Source organism: Spirosoma koreense (assembly GCF_054777875.1).
This window is the reverse complement of the sequence record NZ_BAAHAC010000027.1, coordinates 368,455-386,064: the sequence shown is the minus strand read 5'-3', so window position 1 is coordinate 386,064 and position 17,610 is coordinate 368,455. Positions and strand designations below refer to the sequence as shown.

The following is a 17,610-nucleotide window of genomic DNA, read 5'->3' as shown; positions in this document are numbered from 1 at the left end:
TATTACACCATGATTCAAATACTTCTTATTGCCGTTCTTAGTCTGCTTGTTCAGCTGATACTGCCCTGGTGGAGTTTAGCCATTGTCGCTTTTTTAGTTTGTTTATGGCGCAGCCCAGCGGCAGCCACCGCGTTTTTATATGGTTTTACAGGAATCGCTCTGGTCTGGCTGGGATATGCGCTACTGATTCATTTGAAAACAGCGGGCATCCTGACCGGGCGAATGAGCGAGTTGATCGCCAAGACCCATAGTGATCTAATCCCGCTGCTAATTACGACTATACTGGGTGGTGTGGTGGGAGGACTCGCTGGTTTATCCGGTTTCTTGGTGCGACAGGCTTTTCAAAACCAGGCGACGAACTGACCCAAGGGTATCTTCTTAATTCGATAAATCCCTCTACCTTTGTAGGATAAACTTGTCACTAACCAATCTGTTTCCTGTGAAGAATGCCTCGTTGATTTTAAATGTCATCCTGACCATTGCCGTAGCCGTTCTCTATTACCTACATTTTAAGGATCGTCAGCCCGAAGCGGCTTCTGAAATAAAAGCGCCCGTCGAAGCGAAAGGAAGAGCCATCGTGTATGTGAACGTAGACTCGCTGCTGACCAAGTACGATTATTTTAAGGATACCCAAAAAGTGCTGGAAAGCAAGCGGTTTCAACTGGAAAACGACCTGGCATCTAAAGGCCGGAATCTTCAGAACAAAGTGGCTTTCTTCCAGCAACGTGCCGCCACCATGACACAGGAGCAGGGCCGGGCTACGGAAGCTTCGCTTCAAAAAGAACAGCAGGATATCCTGGCTTACCGCGAACGGGCCGCGCAAAATCTGGCTGTTGAGGAGCAGAATAAAAACAAGGAACTGTACGATCAGATCTACGATTACCTGAAAAAGATCAACGCGCAGAACAAATACGAGTTTGTGCTTGGCTATACCAAGGGAGGAGGAATTCTGTTTGCTGATCCATCGGCCGACCGGACAAAAGTGATTCTCGACGGGCTCAATAAAGAATACCAGGGGAAACAAACGAAAAAATAAAAGCGCCCGCCTGCGTAGTTGGCAACGCTTGAATCCGGCCTGGTGAACACTGCTGTTTGCCAGGCCGGATTCGTTACGTTCATGCGGATATTTCTTTAGACAATGTAAACCTCTCTTTCATTTCCGGTGTTGTTTGTCTTACTCAACTGCCTTAATCTAACGTAACTACCGAGGCTCGATACCAGATTGTATTGACATCAGCCTCAATTATATCAGGACATGGCTTCCGCTTCTATTGTCAAACAAGTTGATGTTCGTAATCGTCGGGCATCTTTTGAATACTCATTTCTGGAAACGTATACGGCGGGTATTGTCCTGACCGGCACCGAAATAAAATCGATCCGGCAGGGAAAAGTGAATCTACAGGATGCGTATTGCCTGATTCATAACGAGGAACTGTTTATCCGCCAGATGAGCATTTCAACTTACACCGAAGGAACGCATTACAATCATGAGCCACTCCGCGACCGTAAACTACTCGTGACAAAGCGCGAAATTCGTCGGCTTACCGAAAAATTGAAAGACCAGGGCCTGACCATCGTACCCGTACGGCTCTTCACGAACGAGCGCGGGTTTGCCAAAGTCGAAATTGCGCTGGCTAAAGGGAAAAAACTTTACGACAAGCGCGATAGCATCAAAGAGCGTGATGTCGCTCGAGATTTGCAACGGGAACGGTACTGACAGGAAGTAAGAGCCCATAGCCGATAGCGGCTAAGAATGTCCCGTTATTGACCGACGACTAAATTTTCCGCAACTATTGCCGTTATGTGGATAACTCTGTAACTTGCTACCGTACAGAGGCATTTAAACGTGTATGGGTAGGAAAGTATTAGTCTTAAATCAAGATTACAGTGCCCTCAGCATCTGCTCCGTTCCCAAAGCATTTCTGCTGGTTTATTTAGACAAGGCTGAACTCATCGCTGAATCGGACCAGTTTATGCTCCGAACCGTCTCGGCCGAGTTCCCGATGCCGTCGGTCATTCGACTACATCGGTACGTAAATCTTCCTTACAAGGGTGTAATGCTTACGCGGCAGAACATTTTTAAGCGAGATGGGCACCATTGCCAATATTGCGGCACAACAGAAGATCTAACACTCGATCACGTTTTGCCCAAATCACGGGGCGGAAAAACCAGTTGGGATAACCTCGCCACCGCCTGCAAGCGCTGTAATTCCCGTAAAGGTGATTTTACTCCGGAAGAAGCGAATCTGCAATTACGTCAGAAGCCATTCAAGCCTACTTTTCTGGTTTTTCTTCGAGAGTTTTCGGGTTCTATCGAACAAAGCTGGATGCCCTTCCTGAGTAAAAAAGAAAAGGCGTTCCGGTAAAACCGCTGCTGAGTAATCAGCTAGGTGACACTTGATCGAATAGGCTTATGCGCTACGATCAACGGCTACCTGGCTGATTTTTCTTTTTTTTACGCTTTCTCGCTCTATTTCAAACAGTTTTGCCGTAATAGAAACTTTTTTAAGATAGCAATTGCTATCTTTGCAGTCCTTTTTCGGAAGAAAATAATTTTGTAACTAAAAGTTAGTCCTCATTGACCTACGGACTAATGTACTGAGCGGGTCAGGAAACATTTTTTTATGAGCAAAACGCAGCAACGCGAACTGCCGGCATTTGATTGGGACCGGGCAGACAACAAAGGATTTGGAAGTGGGTATTCGGATGTCGAGCGCAACCGGATGTTGGAACTGTACGACAATACCTTGTCGGAAGTTAAGGAGAAAGAAGTAGTAATGGGAACCGTCGTTGGGATAACAGACCGGGAAGTATTACTCAACATCGGCTTCAAGTCGGACGGCTTGGTACCTGCTTCTGAATTCCGGGATATGCCGGAACTGAAGATGGGGGATGAAATAGAAGTTTACGTAGAAAATCAGGAAGACCCCAACGGCCAGCTGGTGCTGTCGCGCAAAAAGGCGAAAGTGATCACCGCCTGGCAGAAAATTCAGAAGGCGCTGGACGAAGATCTCGTGATCGATGGCTTCGTAAAACGCCGGACGAAAGGTGGTCTGATCGTCGATATTTTCAGCATTGAAGCGTTCTTGCCAGGTTCGCAGATCGACGTGAAGCCGATTCGCGACTTCGATATTTTCGTAGGCAAGAAAATGGAGGTCAAAGTCGTCAAGATCAATTATGCCAACGATAACGTCGTTGTTTCGCATAAAGTCCTGATCGAGAAAGACCTTGAAGCACAACGGGCACAAATCCTGAACAACCTGGAAAAAGGTCAGGTGCTGGAAGGTGTGATCAAGAACATGACCAATTTCGGGGTGTTCATCGATCTGGGTGGCGTAGACGGTCTGTTGCACATCACGGATATTTCGTGGGGTCGCATCAGCCATCCGTCGGAAGTACTGCACCTCGACCAGAAGGTCAACGTGGTGGTACTCGACTTCGACGAAGACAAGAAGCGGATTTCGCTGGGCATGAAGCAACTTCAGGCTCACCCATGGGATGCGCTGCCTACCGATATCGAAGTGGGCTCGAAAGTGAAAGGTAAGATTGTGAACGTAGCTGACTACGGCGCATTCCTCGAAATCATGCCGGGTGTCGAAGGGCTGATCCACGTATCGGAGATGTCGTGGTCGCAGCATCTGCGTAATCCACAGGAGTTCCTGAAAGTGGGCGACGAAGTAGAAGCGGTAGTGCTGACACTGGATCGTAACGATCGGAAAATGTCGTTAGGTATCAAACAACTGACCGAAGACCCCTGGACTCGTCCGGAACTGCGCGCCAAGTATGCGGTTGGTACCAAGCACAAAGGCGTAGTCCGTAACCTAACTAATTTCGGTTTGTTCCTCGAACTGGAAGAAGGCATCGACGGGCTGGTACACGTATCGGATTTGTCGTGGACGAAAAAAATCAAACACCCATCGGATTTCATCAAGGTTGGTGAAGAGCTGGAAGTTGTTGTTCTGGAACTGGACGTCGATAACCGTCGTCTGGCATTAGGCCACAAACAACTTGAAGAGAACCCATGGGATACGTTTGAGACGGTCTTCGCCGTCGGTACGGTTCACCGTTGCACCATTATCAGCAAAAATGATAAGATGGCCACGCTCGAGCTGCCGTACGGTATCGAAGGTTTCTCCTCGCTGAAAAATCTGGCGAAAGAAGACGGCACGTTCGCCGAAGTAGGTGAAACGCTGGACTTCCGGGTAACCGAGTTTTCGAAGGATGAAAAGCGGATCATGCTTTCGCATACGAAAACATGGCAGGAGAAAAACGAACCTGTTAAAGAACAAAAGGCCGCTAAATCGGCTCCGGCGAAAGCCTCTGCACCAGCTCAGGCTGAGCGGGGGGCTACTTTAGGTGACCTCGATGCATTAGCTGCTCTGAAAGAGCAACTCGAAGGCCGCAACTAATTAGTTATCGTTTTGAATTGTAAAAGCTCCGGACCTTGGTGGTTCCGGAGCTTTTTTTTAAGCCCATATTCTAGACTGACGGATAAAGTCGTATATTTGCACTCCCGAAGCGAAACCAGGCGAAACTTCGGGGAATATAGGGTTCCGTGGCCGAGTGGCTAGGCAGAGGTCTGCAAAACCTCGTACAGCGGTTCGAATCCGCTCGGAACCTCTCATTAAAATGTCATTATACAGCCTTTGCCACTTTATCAATGCTCCGTTTCGGATCTTGATAAAGTGGCATTTTTTATAATAAACAACATAACATACAAGCGGTTATGTGCTAATGACAACGAATCTGGAAGTGGCTTACTTAGAAACAATATAAATAAAAAAGGTGCTTCAAATAACTAAACACCAATTTTTGCCTATACAGTAATCGTGTCGTACTTTTGGACGCTAATAAAAAAGCAGTGGTGATTATGTTGATTCACTCAGTTAATATAGTTCATAAAATGAGTCATTTATACAAGCTCTGCGGAGCTGTAGCTTTATCCCTGATGCTGTTGTTTGCCAACGGTCAGGTACAGGCACAGGACGCAGCAGCCGGTGGTGCGCCTGCTGCGGCCGCTGCGGGTGGCGGTGGTGATGCAGAAAAAGGAAAAACCCTGTTTACTAACAACTGTGCTCAGTGTCACTCTGTAACGAGTGAGAAAGTAGTTGGCCCTGGATTGCAGGGAATCGAGAGCCGGGCTCCTAGTAAAGACTGGTTACACAAGTGGATCAGAAACTCGTCGGCTGTCATTGCTTCCGGTGACGCTTATGCCAACCAGGTTTTCAATGCCAATGGTAAGGTACAGATGTCGAGCTTTCCGAGCTTATCCGACGCTGACATCGATGGCATTCTGGCTTACATCGACCAGGCTGGCAAACCGCAGGCGGCAGCATCTGTAGCGGGTGAGAAGGATTCCAAGAATGCAGGTGGGGCAGGCGGTGCCGGCCCTTCGACAGGTGGCCCTTCAGAACTGTTTACCTTTGTACTGGTCGCTTTGCTTATTGTAATGCTACTGGTATTAGGCGTTCTATTAGCCATCGTAACGATCCTGTCGAAAGCGGTATCGCCCGTTACGACTCTCGAAGGGACACAGATTCCATCGACATTTGGCCAACGACTAAAGACCGGCTTATCGAGTGCATTCAATAACTCGACTCTGCGTTCGATCGTTATTTGGCTTTTTCTATTGGTCGCTTTTAAAGAAACCGTCGATGGCGCTTACAGCATCGGTATTCAGCAGGGCTATGCGCCGAAACAGCCGATCGCTTACTCACACAAGCTGCACGCCGGTCAGTACAAAATCGACTGTAATTACTGCCACGTCGGTGCTCAAAAAGGAAAGAATGCAACCATTCCGGCTGCTAACATCTGTATGAACTGCCATGGCGTCATCAAAAAAGAATCGCCGGAAATTCAGAAGATCTATACCGCAATCGAAGAAAATCGCCCCATCGAATGGATTCGGGTGCATAACCTTCCCGACCTGGCTTACTTCAACCACGCACAGCACGTAAACGTGGGTAACGTAGCTTGCCAGACTTGCCACGGTGAAATTGAAAAAATGGAAGTCGTAGAAGCCCGCTCTTCACTCACGATGGGTTGGTGTATCGACTGTCACCGTCGGACGGAAGTTAATACGAAGGATAACGCCTATTACGACAAACTCGTCGCTCTTCACCGGAAGGAAAGTAAAGAACCGCTTAAGGTAGCTAATATCGGCGGTCTGGAATGTTCTAAATGTCACTATTAATACTTAATGTATAATGGCTAATGAATAATGTACGATGAGTACGACAGACATTGTTCATACTACATTTTACATTTCATAACCACTGCTGCATACAACACGCATGGAAAATACATCTAAACGGTATTGGAAAGGGGTTGAAGAGTTACGCAATGATGCTACATTCGTTAAAAACGCCAATAGTGAATTTGCTAACCCTGATCTGAGTGAATCTTCAGATGACCTGGATGGTCTGCTTGGCGGTTCAAACACCCAACGCCGTGACTTTCTTAAAGTAATGGGCTTCGGTATGGCTGCTGTATCGCTGGCCGCCTGCGAAACGCCGGTTCATAAAGCCATTCCTTACATCAATAAGCCGGAATTTACATTTCCTTCTATATCTGATTATTACGCGTCTACATACAGTGAAAACGGTGATTATACAGCTATATTGGTAGAAACCCGGGAAGGTAGACCCATCAAAATAGAAGGCAACCCAACATCGAGTGTATCGAAAGGCGCTACCACCGCCCGTACGCAAGCCTCGGTTTTGTCGTTATATGATATCGATAAACTGAAAGGGCCTCAGCGGGGTGGTTCGGCCATCGATTGGTCTGTTGCTGACCGTGAGATCATTAGTCAGCTTAATTCCGTGGCGGCCCGAAACGGCGCTATCCGCATCGTTACATCGACTATTCTGAGTCCGGCAACGAAAGCAGTTATTGCTGACTTTACGGCTAAATATCCTACCACACGTCATATCATGTATGACGCCAACTCGGTGTTTGGTCTTGTTCAGGCCAATCAGGCATCGTTTGGTAAAGCCGTCATTCCATCGTACGATTTCAGTAAAGCACAAACGATCGTTAGCGTCGGTGCCGACTTTTTGGGAACGTGGATTGCCCCGATCGAATACATGGGAGCTTACGCAAAAACCCGCAAGATTGGCGCAATCGGTGGTGGCAAGAAATCCATGTCACGGCATTATCAGTTCGAAACCGGGCTGTCTATGACGGGCGCCAATGCAGATTACCGCACAGCCATAAAGCCTTCTCAGGAAGGACTGGTAGTGGCGGCTCTTTATAATAAAGTGGCGGCTAAACTGGGTGGTACCCCAATCAGCGCACCATCGGTTACGGTCGATCATCTGGATAAAGCGGCTACCGATCTGGCCAATTCCCGTGGACGGGCTTTGGTCGTATCCGGATCGAATGATCCCAATGTTCAGATTGTTGTCAATGCCCTAAATAACCTGCTGGGTAGCTATACGTCAACGATCGACATCAATACGCCGGTTAATTACCGTCAGGGTAACGACCAGCAGATGAATGCGTTCATCAATGAAGCAAAAGCAGGGCAAGTTGGTGCGGTATTCTTCTTCAGTTCGAACCCGGTGTATGATCATCCACGAGGAGCCGAACTCGCCGAAGCATTACCTAAAATTGCTTTATCTGTATCCTTTGCCGATCGGGCCGATGAAACCGCTTCATTGGCCAAGTACATTACACCCGCTCCACATTATCTCGAAAGCTGGAACGATGCAGAGCCTAAGCAAGGTTACTTTAGCCTGGTACAGCCCGCTATTACGCTGATTTATAAAACTCGTCAGTTTCAATCGAGTCTGCTGACCTGGATCGGTGGCCGATCAAATGATTACCAGACTTACCTGAAAAATTACTGGCGTACCACCCATTATCCGCAGGTTACTGGGTTTAGTTCATTTGATGCGTTCTGGGTCAAGTGCCTCAACGATGGCGTATTCGAGCCGAATGCAACACCAACGACAACCGGTGGAGCTGTATTTGCCGGAAATGTTGCTCAGGCGGCAGCCGGTATTGCGCAACGCTATAAGCCAACGACGGGTATTGAGCTGGCACTTTATGAAAAAGTAAGCGTTGGTACCGGAGCTATGGCGAACAATCCATGGCTACAGGAGCTGCCCGACCCCGTGTCGAAAGCTTGCTGGGACAATTATGCAGCTATTTCGCAGAAAACGGCGAAAAGCCTGGGGGTCGCTCAGAATGATTTGGTAACGGTATCTGTAAATGGTAAGTCGGTAGAATTACCGGTGATGGTTCAGCCCGGCCAGGCAGACGATACAGTATCGATAGCTATCGGTTACGGCCGTGAAAAAGCTGGTAAATCAGCTAATGGAGTCGGTAAAAATGCTTATCCGTTCGTTACTATCTCGAATGGTTATGCAACCTATGCTGCCTTTGCGGCTAAAATAGATAAAGCCAGCGGTAGTCATGAAATTGCGCAGACGCAAACGCATGATACGGTAATGGGGCGGAAGGCAGTTCTGCAGGAATCAATCCTGGCGAGCTACCAGAAAAACCCTAAGGCTGGTCGGTACGAACCCGAAGTGCAAACCTCGAAAGGACCAACGAATCCGGTTGATATTACCCTATGGAACGGCTACGGTAAACCGAACCATTCATGGGGAATGGTAATTGACCTGAATTCCTGCATTGGATGTGGAACGTGCATAGTCGCCTGTAATGCAGAAAACAATATCCAGGTTGTAGGTCGGAAGGAAGTACTCAGACGACGCGAAATGCACTGGATGCGAATAGACCGCTATTACAGCAGTGATGCCGAACCAGAAGATTACTCTGCATTGGAAATCGCTTCTGCAAATCCAGAAGTTACGTTCCAGCCCATGCTATGTCAGCATTGCAGTAATGCCCCCTGCGAAACGGTTTGTCCGGTACTAGCCACGACTCACAGCACCGAGGGTTTGAACCAGATGACTTACAACCGTTGTATCGGTACTCGTTATTGCGCAAACAACTGCCCGTATAAAGTACGCCGGTTCAACTGGTTCAAATACTTCGACAATGATAATTTTGATTACCATTTTAACAATGACCTTGGTAAGATGGTAATCAATCCAGACGTGACGGTTCGGTCGCGGGGTGTCATCGAGAAATGCTCTTTCTGCGTACAGCGTATTCAGGAAAGTAAACTGACCGCCAAGAAAGAGCGTCGCCGATTAGCGCCGGATGAAGTACAAACGGCTTGTGCCCAGTCTTGCCCGACTACGGCCATTGTATTTGGGGATATGAACAATCCGGAAAGTACGGTTTCTAAAATACTGGCTGTAGAAATGGAAGGCCGCGCTTTCCGCGTAATTGAAGAAATCAATACAAGACCAGCGGTATCGTATCTGACTAAAATTCGCAATAAAGACGAAGAACCTAAGCAAAAAGCCACTCAGGAGGCACACGCTTAAATAAACTGTGAGCGATGAGCAACAGGACAATAGTTAGACTGTCAGGTCTGTGGTTCATAACTCACTTATAGTAAATTTTACATCATAAATCAGTAAGATATATGTCGCATGTTACATCAGCCGTAAGAACTCCCCTTGTCACCGGTGGCAAAACCTACGCCGACGTGACGGAGGATATCAGCAAGCAGGTTGAGGGCAACCCTACCCGCGAGTGGACCATTGCCTTTACCATTGCGGTGGTTGTGCTCATTTACGGTACTGCCTGTCTGTTCTGGACGTGGTGGGAAGGTCTGGGCGTTTGGGGACTTAACAAAACCGTCGGCTGGGCCTGGGACATCACTAACTTCGTATGGTGGGTCGGTATCGGACACGCTGGTACGCTGATTTCTGCCATCCTGCTGTTGTTCCGGCAGAAGTGGCGGACGGCTGTAAACCGGGCGGCTGAGGCTATGACCATCTTCGCCGTTATCTGTGCTGCCAGTTTCATTATGATGCACGCCGGACGTCCGTGGGTTGCTTACTGGTGCTTACCCCTTCCTAATACATACGGTTCGCTGTGGGTAAACTTCAAATCTCCGCTCGTTTGGGACGTATTCGCAATCAGTACATATTTTACAGTGTCACTGGTATTCTGGTACATGGGTCTGATTCCTGATTTGGCTACGATCCGTGACCGCGCACGGAGTAAAGTTTCACGGTATATCTATGGCGCTTTCTCATTAGGCTGGAACGGTTCCGCAAAAACCTGGGCACGTTACGAATACATGTCGCTGATCCTGGCTGGTCTTTCTACCCCGTTGGTACTTTCTGTACACACGATTGTGAGTATGGACTTTGCTACATCTGTGATTCCAGGCTGGCATACCACAATTTTCCCGCCTTACTTCGTGGCAGGAGCTATCTTCTCCGGCTTTGCGATGGTACAGAACCTGGTGCTCATTATTCGGGTGGTATTCAAACTGGAAGATTACATTACGGTAGAACATATCGAGTCGATGAATAAGGTCATCACCCTGACCGGATCGATTGTAGGGGTTGCTTACCTGACAGAGTTCTTTATTGCCTGGTATTCGGGTGTTGAGTTTGAGAGCTATGCTTTCATCAACCGGGCAACCGGACCCTACTGGTGGGCATACTGGGCCATGATGACCTGTAACGTAATTACCCCGCAGCTCTTCTGGTCACGTGCTATTCGGCGGAGTATCGTGTGGACTTTTGTGTTGTCGGTTATCGTAAACATCGGGATGTGGTTCGAACGATTCGTTATCATTGTTACGTCACTGCACCGTGACTACCTGCCATCGAGCTGGGCCATGTTTCACCCAACCTTGTTCGACATTAGCGATTACATTTTCTCGTTCGGGCTGTTCTTTACGCTATTCCTGTTGTTCTCGAAGTTCCTGCCTGTTGTGAACATGGCCGAGGTAAAAACGATCATCAAATCTTCGTCGGAGAAGCTACCGATTTCCGTATCAGGTGTCGCTAAAGGAGAGCGTGTTGCTAACCCGACGTTCAATAAAGACGTAGAATAAAGTAATAAAAAAGTTCTTGATTCAGGTCTGCTGGATGATAGGGACTAAAACGACAATCAATAAGTATGTCAGACGTACAGGGTAATAGTAAGTTTTTAGTCGGCATCTTCGACGATGATGACGTCGTACTGAAAGCGGTCAGAGAAGTCAGAAACTCCGGTGTTCGGATTCACGAAGTTTATTCGCCGTTCCCGATTCACGGACTGGATATTGCGCTGGGACATCCACGTTCACGCCTGGGTATTGCCGCTTTCTTATTCGGCTTATCGGGTACCCTTACAGCCTTAGCGTTCACATTTTATACGGAAGGCTTCGACTGGCCCATGATTGTAGGGGGGAAAGATTCTTATTCTCCCATTATCTATGTGCCTATCTTTTTTGAGCTGACCGTTCTGTTTTGCGCTCTGGGTATGGTCGGGACCTTTTTAGTTTCGAATGGGCTGGGACCAACGGTGAAGCCGCTGATGTACGATCTCAGAACAACCGATAATAAATTTGCAATGGCTATCGACCTAAGCAAGAATAACATTGGTGAGAGTGATATTGAGCAGATTCTGAAGCAATCAGGCGCTGCTGAAGTAAATGTTAAGCAGTTCTAACATTCAGAATGAGAATGATTACGAAGCATACGAGCATAGCTGCCCTAGCCGTCATCGGCCTGCTGTTTGCAGGAACATCCTGTAAAAGAGGTCACGACAATACTGGAGTGGAATATGCCCCTCAAATGTACCGGCCAGTAGGCTACGAACCTTACCGACAAGTGAGGGCGAATACCGTTAATCCGCAGGGCTTAAACATGCGTTTGCCGGCTCGTGGTACCGTATCCCGGCCGAATTATCACACGACTTTCGGTGAAGGGGCTAACGCTACGACTGATCTGATGATCTATAATATTCCGGCAGATAGCATTGGAATAGCCGAACGGGTATTGACGAATCCAATCCCTGATTCTGAAAAGACTCAGGCTGAAGGACAGGTTTTATACACGCGCTATTGCAGCCATTGCCATGGAGCAACTGGAAAAGGGGATGGCCCGGTCGGTAAGGAGTACAAGGGCGTTCCCAACTATTCGACCGACGCTTATAAGACAATGAACGACGGGCACATCTTTCATGTAATTACTCACGGAAAAGGGCGTATGTGGCCACATGGGTCGCAAATAACCCCGGAGGATCGCTGGAAGATCGTACAGTATGTGCATAAACTGCAACAAGGATAATAGTAGCGTTGGGCAGCAGTAATCAGGCACATGGCCTACAAAACTGGTGTAACGTATAGTTTATTAATTGACAAATAAATAAGAATGGCATCGGCTCACGCAATACCGTCCTTAGACGAAGAATTTGAATTTACTGCGGAATCCAAGCGTCGGTTAATGATCGGCCTCGGAGCCGGGGTTGTGCTGGTTGCAATCGGCGCTTATCTCCTGGCATCGGGTGCCGGTTCACACGAACATGTGGCTCATGCAGCGGCATCGGCTCACGGAGCTGGAGCGCATGAAGCACACGAAGGTGGGCATCATGCTTACAAGTGGACGAATCGCTTGTGGGCTAACGTCTGGCTAAACGCTGTATACTTTACAGGAGCGTCGGTTGTTGGCATGTTCTTCATGTCGTACAATTACCTGGCACAAGCTGGTTGGTCAGTAGCGTTCAAACGGGTTCCTGAAGCTATGCCAGCCTACTTACCGTTTATGGCTATTGCGGTTCTGGCCACATTTTTCATTGCTGGTCATGATTTGTTTCACTGGACTCACCCAGGATTATACGATAAAGCCAGCCCTGAGTTCGATCCAATCATAAACGGAAAAAAAGGATTTTTGAATACGCCATTCTACCTCGGCCGTATCATTGCCTATTTTGGACTGTGGTACTTTCTCTGGAATAGACTGCGTACCTTCTCCCTGCAGGAAGATTTATACGGTGGAACGGCCTATTACGAGAAAAGCATCAAATTTGGTACCGCTTTCCTCCTGGTGTTCGGGATAACCTCATCTACCTCTGCGTGGGATTTTGTTATGTCGATCGACACCCACTGGTTTAGTACCATGTTCGGCTGGTACACACTAGCTAGCTGGCACGTAACAGGATTAGCTATTATTACCCTGACTGTAGTGACGTTGAAAGAACGCGGCTACATGCAATGGGTTAATGAAAGCCACTTGCAGGATTTAGGCAAGTTTATGTTCGCGTTCAGCATTTTCTGGACCTACGTATGGTTTGCTCAGTTTATGCTGATCTATTATGCCAACTTACCAGAAGAAGCGATTTATTATAGAGAGCGTTTCAGCGGGTACGGTGGTATTTATAAAGCGCCGTTTTTTATAAACATCTTCTTAAACTTTGTATTTCCATTTCTCGTTCTGATGACACGGGATGCTAAGCGGACATACATTATTTTAAAGGTTGCGGCCTGGGGTATTATTATCGGTCACTATTTCGACTTTTACACGAATATCATGCCTGGCACGGTAGGTGAGCACGGTGGTTTCGGACCGTTGGAATTCGGTATGATTCTGATTTTTGCGTCTGGTTTTGTGTGGTCTTTGTATTCGCAGTTGACAAAAGCTAATCTGGTTCCTAAGAATCACCCCATGCTGGAGGAAACTCTGCACCACGATATTTAATTAATAACCCGCCTAAAAAAATGGTTTATATAGTCGCTTTGTTGTCGGTGCTTTTTCTGGGATTGGCAATTGCTGTCGTTTCCAGAATGGCTGCCGTTGTGAAGAACGCAGCTGGTCCTGTCGAAGAGGGCCATATTGGTATGAGCAACCGCATCAATGGCGCGTTGTTCATCGTATTCTTTGTGCTGGGTGTTATTGGCTTCGTTTGGTCTTACTTATACGCTAAACAGTATTTTCTGCCAGAAGCGGCTTCGCCCCACGGTCGTCATACCGACTTTTTGTTCTGGCTGTCTATGGGCATCATTACAGCAGCGTTTATCGTAACGAACGCCCTTCTGTTTATTTTCGCTTATTTGTATCAGCATAAAGAAGGTCGTAGAGCCGCTTATTATCCGGAGAACCATAAGCTCGAATTGATCTGGACAGTTATTCCGGCAGTCATCATGGCATTGCTGGTATTCACTGGTTGGCGGGCTTGGCGCGATATCATGGCTGAAGCGCCCGAAAATGCACAAGTATTTGAAATTGTCGGTAAACAGTTTAACTGGATTGCCCGCTATCCCGGCGTCGATAATAACAAACTGGGCTCTTACAACTACAAGCTAATCGACAATAACAACGAAACAGGAATCGATTATACCGATGAAGCTTCTTTTGACGATTTCACGTCTACATCGGAATTGCACATTCCCGTCAATAAACCGATTCTGTTGAAGATTCGCGCCCGTGATGTTTTACACAGTGTATTTATTCCGCACCTGCGGGTAAAAATGGACGCTGTTCCGGGTATGCCGACGCGCTTTCAGTTTATGGCTGATAAGACGACGGATGAAATGCGCAATATTACCGGTAATCCGAACTTTGGTTACGAGATTGCCTGCACCGAAGTTTGTGGGCAGGGACACTTCTCGATGCGGATTCGATTGATCGTAGAAGATGAAGCTTCCTGGCAGGCCTGGTGTAAAGAGCAGAAACCTTTGTTAACAGCTACGCCAGAATTAGCCTCCCGTATTCCAGCCAATTTAAAAGCTAAAGCAGCTAAGTACCTGCCCGCTGAAGCCCCCGCTGCACAGTCTGATAGCACAACGGCTTCAACTCAGCAAGGTGGTGGCGTATCGGTAGCAAGCACTACGCTTCGTTAATTTCTAAACTTACAAGAAACCAAATACTATGGCGACTGTATCAGCGAACTCGGCAACCGTGGCACATGCAACTGAGCATGATCACCATGAGCCGCAAAGTTTTTGGCGCAAATACATTTTCTCTGAAGATCATAAAACTATTGCCAAACAATACCTGATTTCGGGTATTATCTGGTCGATAATCGGTATTAGCTTATCCGTCATGTTTCGGCTTCAATTAGGCTTTCCTAATATGAAACTAGAGTTCCTGCGTCCTATTCTGGGAGGCTGGATCAATGAAGCGGGTAAACTAGATCAGGATTTTTACCTGGCGCTGGTAACCATGCACGGAACCATTATGGTATTTTTCGTGCTAACAGCTGGGTTGAGTGGTACCTTTTCGAACTTCCTGATCCCATTGCAGGTTGGAGCGCGTGATATGGCCTCGGGCTTCTTAAATATGCTTTCGTACTGGTTCTTCTTCATAGCCAGTATGATTATGCTAGGTTCGCTGTTCATCGAAACGGGTCCGGCTGCGGGTGGATGGGTCATTTATCCGCCACTGAGTGCGTTACCTCAAGCTCATAAAGGTTCAGAATTAGGAATGACTCTGTGGCTGATGAGCATGGCCTTGTTCATTGTATCGCAGTTGTTAGGTGGTATCAACTATATCACAACGGTAATCAACCTCCGAACACGCGGTATGTCATTCAGCAAATTACCGCTGACTATCTGGGCCTTTTTCCTGACTGCTGTTCTGGGTCTCATCTCGTTCCCTGTACTTCTGTCGGCTGCGCTGCTGCTGATTTTTGACCGTAGTTTTGGCACAAGCTTCTACCTGTCTGAGATTTACATCAAAGGAGAAGCCCTGCCGAACGTAGGAGGTAGCCCAATTCTGTTCCAGCACTTGTTCTGGTTCCTGGGTCACCCGGAAGTGTATATCGTGCTGTTGCCTGCTTTGGGCATGACATCGGAAATCATAGCGACTAATTCGCGTAAGCCAATTTTCGGTTATCGGGCCATGATTGCCTCAATGATGGGTATTGCCTTTCTGGCCTTCATCGTTTGGGCACACCATATGTTCGTAACGGGTATGAACCCATTCCTGGGCTCGATATTTATGTTCCTGACGCTGATCATTGCTGTTCCCTCGGCTGTAAAAGCGTTCAACTACATTACAACATTATGGCGCGGTAATATTCGGTTTACGCCAGCTATGCTGTTCTCGATTGGCCTGGTATCGTTCTTCATATCAGGTGGGCTAACGGGTATTATCCTGGGTAACTCAGCACTGGATATCCAATTGCACGACACATACTTTGTGGTAGCTCACTTCCACTTGGTAATGGGTGCTGCTTCTGCGTTTGGATTGTTAGCGGGTGTTTACCACTGGTTTCCCAAGATGTTTGGTCGTCTGATGAACGAGAAACTTGGATACGTGCATTTCTGGTTAACATTCATCGGTATTTATTTGGTATTCTTCCCAATGCACTACATTGGCATCGCTGGCTTCCCGCGTCGTTATTATGCATTTACCAGCTATGACTTTACGAAGAATATCTTCGCTGACATGAATGCCTTTATTAGTCTGGCGGCTATTTTCACATTCTCAGCGCAGTGGATATTCATCTACAACTTCTTTAACAGCATGATTCGTGGGCGGAGATCTCCTCAGAATCCGTGGAAATCGAATACACTGGAATGGACAGCTCCCATCAGCCCGGGTCATGGTAACTGGCCGGGTGAAATTCCTGCTGTGTATCGCTGGCCGTATGATTACAGCAAGCCTGGTGCTAAGGATGATTTTATTCCTCAAAACGTGCCTTATTCGCAAACGCCTGAATCCAATCTGCCTCATGAAAATGAACTGATTGGCATGGAAAAAGAAATCGAGGCACAAAATCTGAATGACCAGTTCAATCAGCCTCACTGATAAACGAGAACAACGATTCCGAAGCCTGGCGTTTCTGACAGTAATTATTATCTACCTGCTTGTACTGGCAGGAGGTATTGTCAGAGGCACCGGCTCCGGAATGGGTTGTCCTGACTGGCCAAAATGCTTTGGTCGCTGGATACCACCAATTGAGCGTTCACAGCTACCACCAAATTACCAGCAAATCTACGGGGCCAAATTAAAAGGGGAAATCGAGTTCAATCCCGTAAAAACCTGGATTGAGTATATTAATCGTTTACTCGGTGTTTTATCCGGCTTTTTTGTTTTCGGAACCTTACTCACTTCTTTATATTACCTTCGGAGAGATAGAGCTATTTTCTGGGGCAGTTTACTCGCTTTTTTATTGATCGGGACAAATGGCTGGTTAGGGTCGAAAGTAGTTACGACGGAGTTAGCCCAGTATATGATAACTCTGCATTTGTTACTGGCAATTGCTGTCGTCTTTGCTTTACTATTTGTGCTCGTACGTTCGAATGCACCAAGATTGAACCTGGAGTCTAAGTCTCCTAAATTGGGGTTAATTAGAGGGCTATTGTTAACCGTTATGGCGTTGACGGTTGTTCAATTAATACTTGGAACACAAGTGCGGGATGCGCTCGATACTGTCGTCAAACAATTTGGTTATGAAGGACGTACAGAGTGGATCGGTCATTTGAACTGGAGTTTTTATGTTCACCGCTCTTTCTCGATCGTTGTATTAGCTTTTCATATCGCAGTTATCTACCAGCTTCGCAAGATTAGTAAGGTAAGCTGGCTTTCAGGATTGGCCAGGGCGTTGTTAGTGTTAGTGCTACTAGAAATAGGTACCGGCGTAGTAATGGCTTACTTAGGTGTTCCGGCTGTGGCTCAACCCATTCACTTAGAACTGGCCGTATTGATGATGGGTCTGCAGTTTATTGCGTGGCTGTTGGTTAACCCAGGCCTTCTACGATCTAAATCGTATAGTCAGAGGCCGCAGCTAGTAGAAGTATAA

The 17,610-nt window shown here is 47.3% G+C and carries 14 protein-coding genes and 1 tRNA gene; all 15 read left to right on the top strand.

The window, feature by feature from the left end; genetic code table 11:
- Positions 1-9: 9 nt before the first annotated feature.
- The 15 genes from ACYVC2_RS27195 to ACYVC2_RS27125 all read left to right on the top strand — a co-directional run bounded on the left by ACYVC2_RS27195 (position 10) and on the right by ACYVC2_RS27125 (position 17,610).
- The gene (locus ACYVC2_RS27195; protein ID WP_461107882.1) at positions 10-363 is read left to right on the top strand and encodes a hypothetical protein; all 354 of its coding nucleotides are present in this window, start codon (positions 10-12) and stop codon (positions 361-363) included.
- 76 nt (positions 364-439) lie between these two features.
- Positions 440-1,036 carry an OmpH/Skp family outer membrane protein gene (locus tag ACYVC2_RS27190; RefSeq protein WP_461107880.1) on the top strand — a complete coding sequence of 199 codons (597 nt, stop codon included), beginning with the start codon at positions 440-442 and terminating at the stop codon, positions 1,034-1,036.
- Positions 1,037-1,255: 219 nt separating this feature from the next.
- A complete protein-coding gene (gene smpB, locus ACYVC2_RS27185) occupies positions 1,256-1,717 on the top strand; it encodes an SsrA-binding protein SmpB (protein WP_461107878.1) in 462 nt (153 codons plus the stop codon).
- 133 nt (positions 1,718-1,850) lie between these two features.
- Positions 1,851-2,366: an HNH endonuclease gene (locus ACYVC2_RS27180; RefSeq protein WP_461107876.1), complete on the top strand. Its 516-nt coding sequence runs from the start codon at positions 1,851-1,853 to the stop codon at positions 2,364-2,366.
- Positions 2,367-2,624: 258 nt separating this feature from the next.
- On the top strand, positions 2,625-4,409 hold the full coding sequence (rpsA, locus tag ACYVC2_RS27175) for a 30S ribosomal protein S1 (RefSeq protein WP_461107874.1): 1,785 nt from the start codon (positions 2,625-2,627) through the stop codon (positions 4,407-4,409).
- Between the two features lie 140 nt (positions 4,410-4,549).
- Positions 4,550-4,620: transfer RNA gene (locus ACYVC2_RS27170), tRNA-Cys, on the top strand.
- Between the two features lie 283 nt (positions 4,621-4,903).
- Positions 4,904-6,193, top strand: coding sequence for a c-type cytochrome (locus ACYVC2_RS27165; RefSeq protein WP_461107872.1), 1,290 nt, complete (start codon positions 4,904-4,906; stop codon positions 6,191-6,193).
- Positions 6,194-6,293: 100 nt separating this feature from the next.
- Positions 6,294-9,404: a TAT-variant-translocated molybdopterin oxidoreductase gene (locus ACYVC2_RS27160; RefSeq protein WP_461107870.1), complete on the top strand. Its 3,111-nt coding sequence runs from the start codon at positions 6,294-6,296 to the stop codon at positions 9,402-9,404.
- A gap of 101 nt (positions 9,405-9,505) precedes the next feature.
- The gene (nrfD, locus tag ACYVC2_RS27155; protein ID WP_461107869.1) at positions 9,506-10,936 is read left to right on the top strand and encodes an NrfD/PsrC family molybdoenzyme membrane anchor subunit; all 1,431 of its coding nucleotides are present in this window, start codon (positions 9,506-9,508) and stop codon (positions 10,934-10,936) included.
- Between the two features lie 65 nt (positions 10,937-11,001).
- A complete protein-coding gene (locus tag ACYVC2_RS27150) occupies positions 11,002-11,535 on the top strand; it encodes a DUF3341 domain-containing protein (RefSeq protein ID WP_461107867.1) in 534 nt (177 codons plus the stop codon).
- Positions 11,536-11,549: 14 nt separating this feature from the next.
- Positions 11,550-12,155: a c-type cytochrome gene (locus tag ACYVC2_RS27145; RefSeq protein WP_461107865.1), complete on the top strand. Its 606-nt coding sequence runs from the start codon at positions 11,550-11,552 to the stop codon at positions 12,153-12,155.
- Positions 12,156-12,239: 84 nt separating this feature from the next.
- Positions 12,240-13,562 (top strand): quinol:cytochrome C oxidoreductase, encoded by a 1,323-nt coding sequence (locus ACYVC2_RS27140; RefSeq protein WP_461107863.1) that lies wholly within the window; start codon positions 12,240-12,242, stop codon positions 13,560-13,562.
- Positions 13,563-13,582: 20 nt separating this feature from the next.
- Positions 13,583-14,704, top strand: coding sequence for a cytochrome c oxidase subunit II (locus ACYVC2_RS27135; protein WP_461107861.1), 1,122 nt, complete (start codon positions 13,583-13,585; stop codon positions 14,702-14,704).
- Between the two features lie 28 nt (positions 14,705-14,732).
- The gene (locus ACYVC2_RS27130) at positions 14,733-16,616 is read left to right on the top strand and encodes a cytochrome c oxidase subunit I (protein WP_461107859.1); all 1,884 of its coding nucleotides are present in this window, start codon (positions 14,733-14,735) and stop codon (positions 16,614-16,616) included.
- Positions 16,591-17,610 (top strand): COX15/CtaA family protein, encoded by a 1,020-nt coding sequence (locus ACYVC2_RS27125; RefSeq protein ID WP_461107857.1) that lies wholly within the window; start codon positions 16,591-16,593, stop codon positions 17,608-17,610. The genes ACYVC2_RS27130 and ACYVC2_RS27125 overlap by 26 nt, the downstream gene beginning before the upstream one ends.

Coding starts and splice junctions, on each gene's coding strand:
- ACYVC2_RS27125 (WP_461107857.1), top strand. CDS start 16,591: ATGACCAGTTCAATCAGCCTCACTGATAAACGAGAACAACGATTCCGA.
- ACYVC2_RS27135 (WP_461107861.1), top strand. CDS start 13,583: ATGGTTTATATAGTCGCTTTGTTGTCGGTGCTTTTTCTGGGATTGGCA.
- ACYVC2_RS27195 (WP_461107882.1), top strand. CDS start 10: ATGATTCAAATACTTCTTATTGCCGTTCTTAGTCTGCTTGTTCAGCTG.
- ACYVC2_RS27150 (WP_461107867.1), top strand. CDS start 11,002: ATGTCAGACGTACAGGGTAATAGTAAGTTTTTAGTCGGCATCTTCGAC.
- nrfD (WP_461107869.1), top strand. CDS start 9,506: ATGTCGCATGTTACATCAGCCGTAAGAACTCCCCTTGTCACCGGTGGC.
- ACYVC2_RS27140 (WP_461107863.1), top strand. CDS start 12,240: ATGGCATCGGCTCACGCAATACCGTCCTTAGACGAAGAATTTGAATTT.
- rpsA (WP_461107874.1), top strand. CDS start 2,625: ATGAGCAAAACGCAGCAACGCGAACTGCCGGCATTTGATTGGGACCGG.
- ACYVC2_RS27165 (WP_461107872.1), top strand. CDS start 4,904: ATGAGTCATTTATACAAGCTCTGCGGAGCTGTAGCTTTATCCCTGATG.
- ACYVC2_RS27160 (WP_461107870.1), top strand. CDS start 6,294: ATGGAAAATACATCTAAACGGTATTGGAAAGGGGTTGAAGAGTTACGC.
- ACYVC2_RS27145 (WP_461107865.1), top strand. CDS start 11,550: ATGATTACGAAGCATACGAGCATAGCTGCCCTAGCCGTCATCGGCCTG.
- smpB (WP_461107878.1), top strand. CDS start 1,256: ATGGCTTCCGCTTCTATTGTCAAACAAGTTGATGTTCGTAATCGTCGG.
- ACYVC2_RS27130 (WP_461107859.1), top strand. CDS start 14,733: ATGGCGACTGTATCAGCGAACTCGGCAACCGTGGCACATGCAACTGAG.
- ACYVC2_RS27180 (WP_461107876.1), top strand. CDS start 1,851: ATGGGTAGGAAAGTATTAGTCTTAAATCAAGATTACAGTGCCCTCAGC.